This window comes from Marinobacter azerbaijanicus (genome assembly GCF_030250645.1).
Lineage (GTDB): Bacteria > Pseudomonadota > Gammaproteobacteria > Pseudomonadales > Oleiphilaceae > Marinobacter > Marinobacter azerbaijanicus.
This window is the reverse complement of the sequence record NZ_JASSVS010000005.1, coordinates 134017-146526: the sequence shown is the minus strand read 5'-3', so window position 1 is coordinate 146526 and position 12510 is coordinate 134017. Positions and strand designations below refer to the sequence as shown.

The window sequence follows — 12510 nt, the reverse complement described above, 5'->3', positions numbered from 1 at the left end:
AGGAACGGACCATGAGCCTCCCGGATTACCAAACGGTCTATGACAATTTCGATCCCGCCAGCCTCGAAGCCGAGATCCTGGAGGGGAGCCTGGACGCGGGCCTGAACGTCTGCACGGAAATCTGCGACAAGTGGGCGGACGACCCCCAACGGGTCGCCCTGTATTACGAGAAAGCCGACGGCGGCTCCGGCAAGCTCACCTTTGCCGAGCTGAAGGAAAAGTCCGCCCGCTTTGCGAACTACCTGAGCTCCCGTGGCATCGGCAAGGGCGACCGCGTTGCCGCCCTGCTGCCTCGCAGTCCGGAGCTGCTTATTGTGATCGCCGGCGCTCTGCGGGCCGGTGCGGTCTATCAGCCACTTTTTACGGCCTTCGGCCCCGGCGCTATTGAGTATCGCTTCGAGCGTGCCAACACCAGACTGGTGGTCACAGACCCCACCAACTATCCCAAGCTCACCGAAGTGAAAGATTGTGCGCCGGTGGTGTGTGTGAACGCGGTGGAAGTCAGTGGTGATATTCCCGACTTTGACAAAACCCTGGCAGAACAGTCGGACCAGTTCGAACCGGTGCTTATCAAGGGCAGTGACCCCTTCCTGCAGATGTTTACTTCCGGCACCGTGGGCAAGTCCAAAGGGGTTGCCGTGCCTGCCAAGGCGTTGCTGGCGTTCTATGTATACATGAAATACGCCATCGACCTGCGGGACGACGACGTGTTCTGGAACGTGGCCGACCCGGGCTGGGCCTATGGCCTCTACTACGCCGTGGTTGGCCCGCTTCTGATGGGCCATGCGACCCACTTCAACCCGGGCGCATTCACTCCTGAAAGCACCTACGACATGATCCGTAAATACAGGATCACCAACCTGGCGGCGGCGCCCACGGCCTATCGGCTGCTGAAAGCCAATGACCACGTGCTGCCAGAGGGAGAAAACCTGGGTTTACGGGTGGCAAGCAGTGCCGGCGAGCCGCTGAACCCGGAAGTGGTGAACTGGATCGAGAATCGTCATTTCTGCCCGGTCAAGGACCACTACGGCCAGACTGAAACCGGTATGACCTGCTGCAACTTCCACGGCCTTGAGCACCCGGTGCGTCCGGGCTCCATGGGCTATTCCTCGCCTGGCCACAAGGTGGTCGCCCTGAACGAGAAAAACGAAGAAGTGGGGGAGGGCGAAATCGGCCAGCTCGCCGTGGACGTTAAGGCGTCGCCCCTGTTCCATTTCGACGGCTATACCTGGGGTGAGAAAGACCCGTTCGTCAATGGCTATTACCTCACCGGCGACATGGTGTTGAGTCACGGCGATGGTTGCTTCTCATTCAGTGGCCGCGATGACGATATCATCACCACCGCCGGTTACCGGGTAGGCCCCGCCGATGTGGAAAGCACACTGCTGGAACACAAGGCGGTTGCCGAATCCGGTGTGGTGGCCAAGCCCGACGAAAAGCGCGGCTCCATCATCAAGGCCTATGTGGTGATCAAGGGCGACCAGGAGCCGGAAAGCGAAGACGCGCTGAAGGACGAGCTGCAGGAACTGGTGCGCCACCGGCTTTCTGCACACGCCTACCCGCGGGAAATCGAGTTTGTTGATGAGTTGCCAAAGACCCCCAGTGGCAAGATCCAGCGTTTCGTCCTTCGCAATCAGGCCAAGGAAGAGAAGCAGGGATGATAGTCACCTTCGAGGAACTTCAGGCCTTCCTCGCCGAACAGTTTCCCCAGGGCGCCCGCTACGGCACCCTGGAGAAGTTGGGCGATGGCTGGGCGGAAATGAAACTGGATGTGGACGACGAGCACCTTCGTCCGGGTGGTACGGTTGCCGGCCCTGCGATGATGGGGCTGGCGGATGTTGCCTTGTATGCCGCGCTGTTGGGCAAGATTGGCCTGGTACCGCTGGCAGTCACCAGCAACCTGAACATCAATTTCCTGCGCAAGCCGGTGGCCCACAGCCCGATTCGTGCGCGGGCCAAAATGCTGAGAATCGGCAGGGCCAGCGGTGTGGGCGAGGTTTTCGTCTACTCTGATGGCCTGGGTGAGCCGGTGGCCCACGCCACCATCACCTACAGCATTCCGGCGAAGCGGTGACGCTATGGATGTCAGCAACATCGCCGTTCCACTCGGGGCTGGTGTCAGGGTCCAGGCTCAGCGCCTGACCCACGTGAATGACAGTGGGCCCACGCTGGTTTTCCTGCACGAATCCCTCGGCAATATTGCCCTGTGGAAAAACTTTCCGCGACGGTTGGCCGAAACGACTGGCCTGGATGCCCTGGTCTACGAACGCCGGGGCTACGGTGCCTCCAGTGATGAACCTTTGCCGCGCCCCTATGACTACCTGGAGCAGGAGGGCACACTGTGGCTTCCACGGCTGCTGGACGAGCTGGGAATCGACGAGGTGATACTGGTAGGTCATAGCGATGGTGGCTCCATCGCCCTCATCGCAGCGGCAGCACTCGGGCAGCGAGTGAAAGGGCTGATCACCATGGCCGCCCACACCTGGGCCGATCACCTGACCCTGGCAGGCATTCGCGACATGCGACGCCGCTACACAGAGGAAGGAATTCGTGAAAAGTTGCTGCGCCACCATGGTGCGCGTACCGACACGCTGTTCCATGCCTGGCAGGATGTATGGCTGGATGAGGGCTTTCAGCAGTCGCTGGATTTTGCGCCCTGGCTGGACGCCATCCAATGCCCGGCTATGATCATTCAGGGGGACGACGACGAATACGGTGTTCCTGAGCAGGTAACCCGGATTGTGGAGGGCATTGGACACCATGCGACACCGGTTTTTATGCCAGGCACCGGCCACTCGCCCCATTTGCAGCAGCCCGACCGGGTGCTGTCGCTGGTATACGACTTTTTGCGAATAGAGATTGCTCAAAAAAGTGCGATTTTTGATTGACGTTTACGTAGACGTCAATCTACTCTGTGAGAAGACTAAACGTACAAAAATAACAAAAGGTAGGATGGCTCATGAGTGACCCGTTCGTTCTGGAGACCCAAAACCTCGTTAAAGAGTTCAAAGGGTTTGTGGCGGTCGACGACGTCAACCTGAAGGTGCAGCGCGGCCATATCCATGCCCTGATCGGCCCTAATGGCGCGGGCAAGACCACGGTATTCAACCTGCTCACCAAGTTCCTGATTCCGACCCGGGGCAAGATCCTGTTCAATGGTGAGGACATCACCTCCATGAAATCGGCCGCCATTGCCCGCAAGGGTGTGGTTCGGTCCTTCCAGATTTCCGCGGTGTTTCCCCACATGACTGCGCTGGAGAATATCCGCGTGGCTCTGCAGAGCTTTGAAGGCAATTCCTTCCGCTTCTGGAAATCCGGTGATTCGCTGAACAACCTCAATGAGCGCTGCATGGAGCTGCTCGACAGCGTGGGCCTCGCCGATTTCGCCAATACGACTACCGTAGAACTGGCTTATGGCCGTAAGCGCGCTCTGGAGCTGGCAACAACCCTGGCCATGGAGCCCGAACTGATGCTGCTGGATGAGCCCACCCAGGGCATGGGCAGCGAAGACGTGGAGCAGGTCGTGGAACTGGTGCGTAAGGCAGCCCAGGGCCGCACAGTACTGATGGTTGAGCACAACCTGGGCGTGGTCAGCAAACTCTGTGACCGGGTGACCGTGCTGGCCCAGGGCTCTGTGCTGACCGAAGGCGACTACCAGGAAGTTTCCGACGATCCCCGGGTGCGAGAGGTATACATGGGTGGCACCGCAACCAGGCAGCAGGAGACAGCGGAATGAGCCAGGCCTCCCACAAAGAATACGAGCAGTTGCGCATTGCCGGGCTTCACGCCTTTTACGGCGAGTCCCACATCCTCCATGGCATTGACATGGAGGTCCAGCGCGGTGAGCTGGTTACCCTGTTGGGCCGCAACGGCGCCGGTCGCAGCACAACCCTTAAAGCCATCATGAATATGGTGGGCAGGCGTACCGGATCCATCATGATCAACGGTGAGGAGACCATGTCCTGTGCTCCTCACCACATAGCAAGGTTGGGAGTCGGGTATTGCCCCGAACACCGGGGCATTTTTTCCGGACTCAATGTCATGGAAAACCTGACGCTCCCTCCCGTAGTCAGAAGCGGCGGTATGGGGCTGGAAGAAATCTTCTCGATGTTCCCGAACCTCTACGAGCGTCGCACCAGCCAGGGTTCCAAACTCTCTGGTGGAGAGCAGCAGATGCTGGCGATGGCCCGGATACTGAGAACCGGCGCCAACATGCTGCTGCTTGATGAGATTACCGAGGGCCTGGCCCCGGTCATCGTCGAGAAGTTGGGCGAGGTGCTGATTCATCTCAAGGAGAAGGGGCTGACGATTGTCCTGGTAGAACAGAATTTTCATTTCGCCGCACCCCTGGCGGACCGTCATTACGTGATGGAACACGGCCAGATTGTGGAGGAGATCAGCGCCGACGAGCTTGAGAGCAAGCAGTCGATGCTGGATAGATACCTGGGCGTTTAATGTCCGGGTTCGAGAGTGCAACAAAAGCAACAAGAAAGAATCCCGAAAACCAACGCAAAGACAGTAGCGGAGAAACAACAATGACAATTACCAAAAAGCTTCTGACCTCAGCGGTTGCCTCAGCCTTGCTTGTGGGCGGTGCCCAGGCTGAGATATCCGATAACACGGTCAAGATCGGTTACCTGGCGGACATGTCAGGCACCTATCGTGACCTTGCCGGCCCCAATGGCCTCACAGCTCTGGAAATGGCCGTTGCCGATTTTGGCGGCAAGGTCAATGGTGCCAAGATTGAGATTGTCAGCGCTGACGATCGCAACAGCCCCGACTCGTCCTCAAGCACGGTCCGTCGCTGGGTTGAGAACGAAGACGTGGACCTGGTGGCAGGCCTGGTTGCTTCATCAGTCACCATCGCTGTGAGCAACATCCTGGAAGAGAGTAACAAACTGGGCATCGTATCTGGCTCCGCTGCTTCCAGCATCACTAACGAGCACTGTACTCCCAACCACATCCACTATGTTTACGACACCTACCCACTCGCCAATGGTACAGCCAGCGCTGTGGTAAAGGAGGGTGGCAAGACCTGGTTTATCCTGACCGCTGATTACGCTTTCGGCCACGCCCTGGAAGGTGACGTGACCCGTGTGGTGGAAGAGAACGGCGGCGAAGTCATCCAGACTGTTCGTCATCCGTTCCCGACATCCGATTTCTCGTCTTTCATCCTGCAGGCGCAGTCGTCCGGCGCTGACGTGGTTGCCCTGGCCAATGCCGGTGCCGACACCACCAACGCCATCACCACAGCCGGTGAATTCGGTCTGACACAGTCCGGGCAGACTCTTGCAGCTCTATTGCTGTTCCTGACAGACGTACATGCGCTGGGCGCACAGAGTGCACAGGGCATCCAGCTGACTACCGGCTGGTACTGGGATATGAACGATGAAACCCGTGAGTGGTCAGACCGTTTCATGGAAGAGACCGGCGTTCGTCCCACCATGGTCCATGCAGGTATCTACTCCAGCACCATCCAGTATCTGAACGCCGTCAAGGCCACCGGCTCCGACGATTCCCAGACCGTACGCAAGCAGATGATGGATACACCCATCAACGACATGTTTGCCAAGAACGGCATCATTCGTGAGGACGGCCGCATGGTACACGACATGTACCTGGCGGAAGTGAAGACACCTGAGGAATCCAAGAACGAATGGGACCTGTACGATATCGTGCGGACCATTCCAGGGGATGAAGCCTATCGTCCGCTGTCCGAGAGCAAGTGCAAGCTCGTAACCCAAAACTGATGTTCTGACCGACCAGGCCGTCCCGCATTCCCGGCGGGGCGGCCACTGACCTGCAGAATCGCACTTCGCCTCAGTAAGTTGAACGTTGCGCTGCTTTTGGAGTTTGTAACATGACCGAGATTCTGGGAGTCCCCGTGGCCGTGCTGTCTGGCCAGTTAATGCTCGGGGTAATCAATGGTGCCTTCTACGCCCTGTTGAGTCTGGGGCTGGCGGTCATCTTCGGCCTGCTCAAAATCATCAACTTTGCTCACGGTGCCATGTACATGCTCGGTGCCATGGGCACAGTACTCCTGTTTGATGCCTTCGGGGTCAACTACTGGGTTGCCCTGTTTCTGGCGCCGGTGATAGTTGGTTGCTTTGGTATCGTGCTGGAGTATTTCCTGTTGCGGCGTATTGCCGGCCAGGACCATATCTACAGCCTGCTCCTGACTTTCGGTATCGCCCTTATTCTCCAGGGTGTACTGACCAATATTTACGGCGTTTCCGGCCTGCGCTACTCAATGCCGGAAGTGTTCAGGGGCGGTATGAACCTTGGCTTCATGTTCCTCCCCTACTATCGTGCCTGGGTTATCGTGGCTGCCCTGCTGGTGTGTTTCGGTACCTGGTTCATGATCGAGAAAACCCGGCTTGGCTCCTACCTGCGGGCAGGAACGGAAGATTCCCAACTGATGCAGGGGTTCGGCATCAACGTGCCGCTGCTGATCAGCCTGACCTACGGCTTTGGCGTCATGCTGGCTGCCTTTGCCGGCGCCCTTGCAGCGCCCATTTACTCGGTTTCCCCGGTGATGGGCTCCAACATCCTCATCGTGGTATTCGCCGTGGTAGTAATCGGCGGCATGGGTTCCATCGCTGGCGCCGTGATTACCGGCCTGATGATGGGGGTTGTGGAAGGTTTTACCAAAGTATTCTACCCGGAAGGGTCGGCAGCCGTGATCTTCCTGGTGATGGTGGTTGTTTTGTTGATTCGGCCATCGGGCCTGTTCGGTAAGGAGGCGTAACCATGGCGACCACAACGACCCAGACAGATATCCAGCAAAGTATCGTCAGGCAACAGAAGTCTGAACAGCGCAAGAAACAGATACTGAACCTGGTGTTGCTGGCACTGCTTCTGCTTGCACCGGCAGTCCTGTACCCGGTGTTCCTGATGAAGATCCTCTGTTTCGCCCTGTTCGCAGTGGCGTTGAATCTTCTGCTGGGCTACACCGGCCTGCTGTCTTTCGGACATGCCGCGTTCCTGGCAGCAGGTTCCTACACAACCGGCTACCTGCTATCAAGTTTCCCCGGGCTGACCACGGAAATGGGCATCATCGTCGGCACAGCAACATCGCTGCTGCTGGGCCTTGGTTTTGGCCTTGTCGCCATACGTCGCCAGGGCATCTACTTTGCGATGATCACCCTGGCACTGGCGCAACTGGTCTATTTCTTCTTCGTGCAGGCCCCCTTCACCGGTGGCGAAGACGGCATGCACGGGGTGCCCCGGGGTCACCTGTTCGGCCTGATAGACCTGAGTGACAACAATGCCATGTATTACTTTGTGCTGGCGGTGTTCCTGGGCGGTTACCTGCTGGTGCAGCGAATCGTTGGTTCACCATTCGGCCAGGTGCTCAAGGCAATCAAGCAGAATGAACCAAGGGCGGTATCTCTGGGCTACAATGTGGACCGCTACAAACTGCTGGCTTTCGTGCTCTCAGCCGGCCTTGCTGGCCTGGCCGGCTCGGTGAAAACCGTGGTGTTCCAGCTGGCATCCCTTAATGACGCCCACTGGCACATGTCTGGTGAAGTCATCCTCATGACCCTGCTGGGCGGCACTGGAACCCTCCTGGGACCGGTGGTGGGCGCCGGCTTCGTGGTGACCCTGGAGTACCAGCTCTCGCAAGGCCCGCTGGGCGACTGGGTTGATCCCATTCTCGGTGCTATCTTCGTGCTGACGGTAATGGCCTTCCGCTCGGGGATTGTGGGGGAAATCCAGAACTTTATGCGCAAGAATATGAGTTAATCACTGGCCGCCCAACTGCCATATCCCAGTTCCATAACCCTGGCGACCTCAGCCTCCGGTACGGCACTGAGATCACCCAACTCCAGGGTGTCGTAATGAAAGGCATAAAGGCGTGAGGTGAATTCCGCGATGGGGAGAGAGGCCTCACCGCGGATTTCGCCGTGTCCTCTTGTTGAGCAGGTAATGCCCTGGCCCCAGTCCTGACCGCTGTCGTTGTTGGGGTTGAAGAAATACACCCGCATTTCGTTGCTGGGGCTCAGGGCTACCCGCTGGATGGTTATGGCGTGGCGGCCGACAAAGCGGGCAGCGCTGTCAGTGACGGCAATGCCGGCGGGTTGGTGGTGAATCACCGGTATATTGCCGTTGTAATAGGGATGGTAACTGGCATAGAAGTGGCGGATGAAGCCGTCATAGTCCTTTACTTCTCCTGTGTGGATGTCTGCTACCACCTTGAAGCCATGGCTGACCCACCAGCCATAGAATTCCGGGTTGATCCAGCGGTGGGCATCGTCGTCGCGATCTTCGCAGCGGCGCCACATTTCACCGTAGATGCGATCCAGGTGGGGAATCAGGATCAGCGAAACCGGATCCACATCCACCGGCGTGTCCTTGATCAGCCCCGGCTCCAGGTTTCTGGACGACACCTCCCAACCTTCAAATCGTCCCAGCACTTCGTTATCCCGGGCTGCCCAGGCAAGTACCTGAAGCAGGTAGTCCGCCTCGTTGGCTGCCCACATCGACAACCCGATGGCGGACTGGCAACTGGGATTGTTACCCTGGCCCACGCCCAGCGGCTGGCCCAGCAGGTTGAGTACACCGGCTAGCAGGAACACCCGCGGGGGAACGGCTTCACCAAAGGCCTCTTTGAGGGCCTGTTCGGTTTCCACGGAGAGCCTGAGCTTGATCTGTCTCCACAGGGCCTGGGCAACGGCAGGGGTAAACAGCGACCCCCGTTCCAGCATCATGGTGAGGCCATAGACTGCCTGGCAGGTTTCCGGGTAAATGGCTTCGTCAATCAGGGTATGGACCAACTGGTTGTAGCAATAGAAATCATCCAGCCCTGTCATGGTCAGCCCGAGGGCGGTGGGGATCAGTTCGTCTTCGTTGCTGGTGCGAAGGAACCGGAGAAATACCGCATGGTAGGGGGATGCCAGTCCGGTGTCGTGCATGTTGCGGGCAAATTCCGTGGCCTCTGCTGACAGTGCGAGATCGTCCATTCTGGTCAGGCGCAGCTGGTAAACATCCAGGCCCGGGTCTTCCCGGCTGCCAGGGGTGGGTGCGAACAGGGCACGCACCAGGCGGCTGGCATCGGCGGTACCGGTGGTCTGCAGCTCCGGGTCATACAGGCACTTGGCGATCTGGCCAATCATGTCGCAGATGCTATCGACCTGTACCGGGCCCTGTTCCAGCAGTCGCCAGACTTCCGCCACCAGACTGTCCAGCAGGCTCTCGTAGCCGAGATGGGAAATCAGATACTGGTAAAGTCCCTCGACAATGGTTCCGAGTTGTTTTGGTCGCTCGCGGTCCGCTTCAGTCAGCGTGCCGGATAGCAGGTCCAGGTTAAGAGCCATTACCTGGGTGAGGAAGTGCCGTGCCTGTTCAGAGGAGATGCCGGGGTGGAAATAGTCACCACGGACGACAGCCAACAGGCGGATTTCGCTGATCGCCTCCACCACCGTGGTGACAGCGCCCGCTTCACGCAGCGAATGTTTGGCCAGGGCAGGCTGCAGGATGGCTGGTTTGGACCAGTCACTGGTGCCGAATATGCCCGCCGACTCCAGCGCCCGAACCCGGCGATAGATCACGTCGAAGCCACCTGGCAGCGTCATCAGCATTCGAGCCCGCTCGAGCAGGCTGAGGCTGGAGGCCTGTGGTGATGAACTCCTGGCACGGGCGAACTCTGCCAGGGCGACATCAAATTGCATTGAGGCCTGGGCAATATCCAAGTGTCAGCTCCTTTGTATTATTTCGCACCCATCAGGACAGAGGGGCGTACCGCCATTGCCAGTGTAGTTGCACCGGAGCAAGAAACGAAATATCCGGGGAACAAGATGTCGGCTTCATGCGTCCTTGGGTTACTGACTGGAAAGCGCAAAGGAGGACACCATGAACGAGATAGCAGCCACACTGACTGAGCCTACCGAATATGTTCAGTTCTGGAACGATACCCTGGCGGACAAATTTGATCGCTTCCACCACATCCTGATGGAAGGTCTGAGCTACCACAGCCGTATACCACTGGAGAAACTGACCGTCGCTCCTGGCAGCCGCATCCTGGATGTTGGCTGTGGCTGGGGCGACACCGCAATCCAGCTGGCGCACAAGACCGGCCCCGAGGGTTTTGTGCTGGGCGTTGACTGCGTGGAACAGTTCCTGACCAGGGCGCGGGATGAAGCCCGCAAGGCTGGCCTGGAGAACATCCGTTTTATTACCGAAGACGTGGAGCGCTATCCCTTTGATGGCCGTTTCGACCTGTGTTTTTCACGCTTTGGAATGATGTTCTTTGAAAATCCGGTGCGGGCCATGAAGAACATCCGCCGGGCCCTGCGCCCAGGGGGTGAGTTGATGTTTATTGTCTGGCGCAGCAGCGAGTATAACCCCTGGCTGGGTATGGCGAAGGAGGTGGTGCTGCGTTTTCTGCCGGAGCCGGGCGAGGGTGCCCGTTCCTGTGGCCCGGGGCCCTTCTCCATGGCCAACACCGAGGTGGTGTCGCAGCAGCTTGAAATTGCAGGATTCCAGGATGTGAACTTCGAGCAGGTCGACGGCCCGGTAACCGTGGGGGATTCGGTACAGGACGCTATCAACTTCCAGCTTGCCATCGGGCCGGCCGGCGAGGTTTTCCGGGAGGCGGGGGAACTGGCTGAACAGCAGCGCCCGGAAATCGAGGAAGCCCTGCGACAGGCGCTGACGCCCTATCAGGACAACGCCGGGCAGATTGTCATGCCGTCCAGCTCCTGGTGTATTACCGCCCGAAATCCCGAGAACGCGTAGCAAAGGCAAAGGGTACAGGAGCCCGGTGAAAGCCGGGCTCCTGGCGGGGGTGTTATGCTTCCCCTCGACGCCTCTTCTCGGCCCGCCACATCAGATACCAGGCAATAAACGCAATCAGCGACACCGCCAGAATGATCAGCGCGGCCAGCGCATTGATCTTGGGAGACACACCCATTCGGACCGATGAGAACACCACCATGGGCAGGGTTGTGGCCCCGGGGCCGGAAACAAAGCTGGCAATCACCAGGTCATCCAGCGACAGGGTAAAGGCCAGCAGCCAGCCGGACACCAGTGCCGGCATGATGACCGGCAGGGTGATCACAAAAAATGTCTTGAACGGTGTGCAACCCAGATCCATGGCCGCTTCCTCCATGGAACGGTCCACTTCCCGCAGGCGGGCGCTGACCACCACCGCTACGTAGGCGCTGCAGAAGGTGGTGTGGGCTATCCAGATCGTCGCCATGCCCCGGTCCACCGGCCAGCCGATCGTCTGTGCCATCTGCACAAACAACAGCAACAGCGACAGGCCGGTGATGACTTCCGGCATCACCAGTGGCGCACTGATCATGCTGGACAGCAGGGTGCGCCCGCGAATGCGTTTGAAGCGGGTCATCACGAAGGCACAAAGTGTACCCAGGCACACCGCCATGCTGGCGGAGTAGAAGGCAATCTTCAGGCTCATCCACACGGCAGACAGAATCTGCTGGTCGCGGAACAGCTCGCCGTACCAGTGGGTGGAAAAGCCCGCCCACACCGATACCAGTCGGGAGGCGTTGAACGAGTAGACGATCAACACGAACATCGGCAGATAGAGAAACAGCAGGCCCAGTACCAGCATGACCTTTGAGAAACTGAACGGCCGCGACTTAACCATCCTTTTCCATCTCCCTGGCCTGGAAGCGGTGGAACAACACGATGGGGATCAGTAACAGCGCCAGCATCACCATGGCGAGGGACGACGCCACCGGCCAGTCACGGTTATTGAAAAATTCTTCCCACAACACCTTGCCGATCATCAGCGTATCCGGCCCGCCCAGCAGTTCCGGAATCACAAATTCACCCACGGCGGGAATGAACACCAGCATGGAACCGGCAATAATGCCCGCTTTCGACAGCGGCAGCGTGATGGCCCAGAAGGTGGTCAGACTGCGACAGCCCAGGTCTGACGCAGCCTCCAGCAGGCGCACGTCCAGCTTTACCAGGTTGGTGTAGATCGGCAATACCATGAACGGCAAATAGGCGTAAGCGATGCCCAGCACCACCGCAAAGTTGGTGTTCAACATTTTCAGCGGTGCGTTGATCACACCCAGCCACATCAACAGGTTGTTCATCAGGCCCTGGTTGCCGAGGATACCCATCCACGCGTATACGCGGATCAGGAACGAGGTCCAGGATGGCAGCATCACCATCAACAGCAGCACCAGTTGCACCCGCGCCGAAGCCCGGGCCATGGCATAGGCCATGGGATAGCCGATCAGCAGGCACACCAGCGTGGCAATGAAGGCGATCTTGACCGAACCCCAGTAGGCGGCGATATACAGGCTGTCGGACAGCAGGAACAGGTAGTTGCTGAAATTCACCACCACCGAGAAGGTGTTGTCCACGAAGGAGAACACTGGCTCGTAAGGCGGGATAGCCATCACCGCCGATGAAAAGCTGATTTTCAGCACCAGCGCGAACGGCAACAGGAAGAACAGCAGCAACCACAGGAACGGGATACCGAACACCACCCGGCGGTGAAACACCACGGAGCGTACCCGCTCCATCAGCGGG

At 58.6% G+C, this 12510-nt stretch carries 12 protein-coding genes; 9 read left to right on the top strand and 3 right to left on the bottom strand.

What is annotated here, in order from left to right; translation table 11 throughout:
* The first annotated feature begins 11 nt into the window (after positions 1-11).
* From QPM17_RS11680 to QPM17_RS11645, 8 genes are all read left to right on the top strand, one after another.
* Entirely contained in the window at positions 12-1661 is a 1650-nt protein-coding gene (locus QPM17_RS11680) for an AMP-binding protein (RefSeq protein WP_285390921.1), read from the top strand.
* The gene (locus QPM17_RS11675) at positions 1658-2074 is read left to right on the top strand and encodes a PaaI family thioesterase (RefSeq protein WP_285390920.1); all 417 of its coding nucleotides are present in this window, start codon (positions 1658-1660) and stop codon (positions 2072-2074) included. Before QPM17_RS11680 ends, QPM17_RS11675 begins: the two co-directional genes overlap by 4 nt.
* Positions 2075-2078: 4 nt before the next feature.
* Positions 2079-2888 carry an alpha/beta fold hydrolase gene (locus QPM17_RS11670; RefSeq protein ID WP_285390919.1) on the top strand — a complete coding sequence of 270 codons (810 nt, stop codon included), beginning with the start codon at positions 2079-2081 and terminating at the stop codon, positions 2886-2888.
* A gap of 71 nt (positions 2889-2959) precedes the next feature.
* Positions 2960-3736 (top strand): ABC transporter ATP-binding protein, encoded by a 777-nt coding sequence (locus tag QPM17_RS11665; protein WP_285390918.1) that lies wholly within the window; start codon positions 2960-2962, stop codon positions 3734-3736.
* The gene (locus QPM17_RS11660) at positions 3733-4455 is read left to right on the top strand and encodes an ABC transporter ATP-binding protein (RefSeq protein ID WP_285390917.1); all 723 of its coding nucleotides are present in this window, start codon (positions 3733-3735) and stop codon (positions 4453-4455) included. The genes QPM17_RS11665 and QPM17_RS11660 overlap by 4 nt, the downstream gene beginning before the upstream one ends.
* A gap of 80 nt (positions 4456-4535) precedes the next feature.
* A complete protein-coding gene (locus tag QPM17_RS11655; protein WP_285390916.1) occupies positions 4536-5750 on the top strand; it encodes an ABC transporter substrate-binding protein in 1215 nt (404 codons plus the stop codon).
* 110 nt (positions 5751-5860) lie between these two features.
* On the top strand, positions 5861-6748 hold the full coding sequence (locus QPM17_RS11650) for a branched-chain amino acid ABC transporter permease (protein ID WP_285390915.1): 888 nt from the start codon (positions 5861-5863) through the stop codon (positions 6746-6748).
* A 2-nt stretch (positions 6749-6750) separates the two neighbouring features.
* Positions 6751-7746, top strand: a complete 996-nt coding sequence (locus QPM17_RS11645; protein ID WP_285390914.1) for a branched-chain amino acid ABC transporter permease — start codon at positions 6751-6753, stop codon at positions 7744-7746.
* On the opposite strand, the gene QPM17_RS11640 is transcribed toward QPM17_RS11645, so the two are convergent.
* Positions 7743-9671 carry a hypothetical protein gene (locus QPM17_RS11640; protein WP_422732763.1) on the bottom strand — a complete coding sequence of 643 codons (1929 nt, stop codon included), beginning with the start codon at positions 9669-9671 and terminating at the stop codon, positions 7743-7745. The two genes, QPM17_RS11645 and QPM17_RS11640, sit on opposite strands and share 4 nt — an antisense overlap.
* 181 nt (positions 9672-9852) lie before the next feature.
* On the opposite strand from QPM17_RS11640, the gene QPM17_RS11635 reads away from it, so the two are divergent.
* Entirely contained in the window at positions 9853-10737 is an 885-nt protein-coding gene (locus QPM17_RS11635; protein ID WP_285390912.1) for a class I SAM-dependent methyltransferase, read from the top strand.
* Positions 10738-10789: 52 nt separating this feature from the next.
* Here the strand turns inward: QPM17_RS11635 and QPM17_RS11630 are convergent, their stop codons facing one another.
* On the bottom strand, positions 10790-11611 hold the full coding sequence (locus QPM17_RS11630) for an ABC transporter permease subunit (RefSeq protein WP_285390911.1): 822 nt from the start codon (positions 11609-11611) through the stop codon (positions 10790-10792).
* Positions 11604-12503 carry an ABC transporter permease subunit gene (locus QPM17_RS11625; RefSeq protein ID WP_285391122.1) on the bottom strand — a complete coding sequence of 300 codons (900 nt, stop codon included), beginning with the start codon at positions 12501-12503 and terminating at the stop codon, positions 11604-11606. Before QPM17_RS11625 ends, QPM17_RS11630 begins: the two co-directional genes overlap by 8 nt.
* Between the last annotated feature and the right edge of the window lie 7 nt (positions 12504-12510).

Coding starts and splice junctions, on each gene's coding strand:
- QPM17_RS11670 (WP_285390919.1), top strand. CDS start 2,079: ATGGATGTCAGCAACATCGCCGTTCCACTCGGGGCTGGTGTCAGGGTC.
- QPM17_RS11675 (WP_285390920.1), top strand. CDS start 1,658: ATGATAGTCACCTTCGAGGAACTTCAGGCCTTCCTCGCCGAACAGTTT.
- QPM17_RS11630 (WP_285390911.1), bottom strand. CDS start 11,611: ATGGTTAAGTCGCGGCCGTTCAGTTTCTCAAAGGTCATGCTGGTACTG.
- QPM17_RS11640 (WP_422732763.1), bottom strand. CDS start 9,671: ATGCAATTTGATGTCGCCCTGGCAGAGTTCGCCCGTGCCAGGAGTTCA.
- QPM17_RS11660 (WP_285390917.1), top strand. CDS start 3,733: ATGAGCCAGGCCTCCCACAAAGAATACGAGCAGTTGCGCATTGCCGGG.
- QPM17_RS11655 (WP_285390916.1), top strand. CDS start 4,536: ATGACAATTACCAAAAAGCTTCTGACCTCAGCGGTTGCCTCAGCCTTG.
- QPM17_RS11645 (WP_285390914.1), top strand. CDS start 6,751: ATGGCGACCACAACGACCCAGACAGATATCCAGCAAAGTATCGTCAGG.
- QPM17_RS11635 (WP_285390912.1), top strand. CDS start 9,853: ATGAACGAGATAGCAGCCACACTGACTGAGCCTACCGAATATGTTCAG.
- QPM17_RS11650 (WP_285390915.1), top strand. CDS start 5,861: ATGACCGAGATTCTGGGAGTCCCCGTGGCCGTGCTGTCTGGCCAGTTA.
- QPM17_RS11625 (WP_285391122.1), bottom strand. CDS start 12,503: ATGGAGCGGGTACGCTCCGTGGTGTTTCACCGCCGGGTGGTGTTCGGT.
- QPM17_RS11665 (WP_285390918.1), top strand. CDS start 2,960: ATGAGTGACCCGTTCGTTCTGGAGACCCAAAACCTCGTTAAAGAGTTC.
- QPM17_RS11680 (WP_285390921.1), top strand. CDS start 12: ATGAGCCTCCCGGATTACCAAACGGTCTATGACAATTTCGATCCCGCC.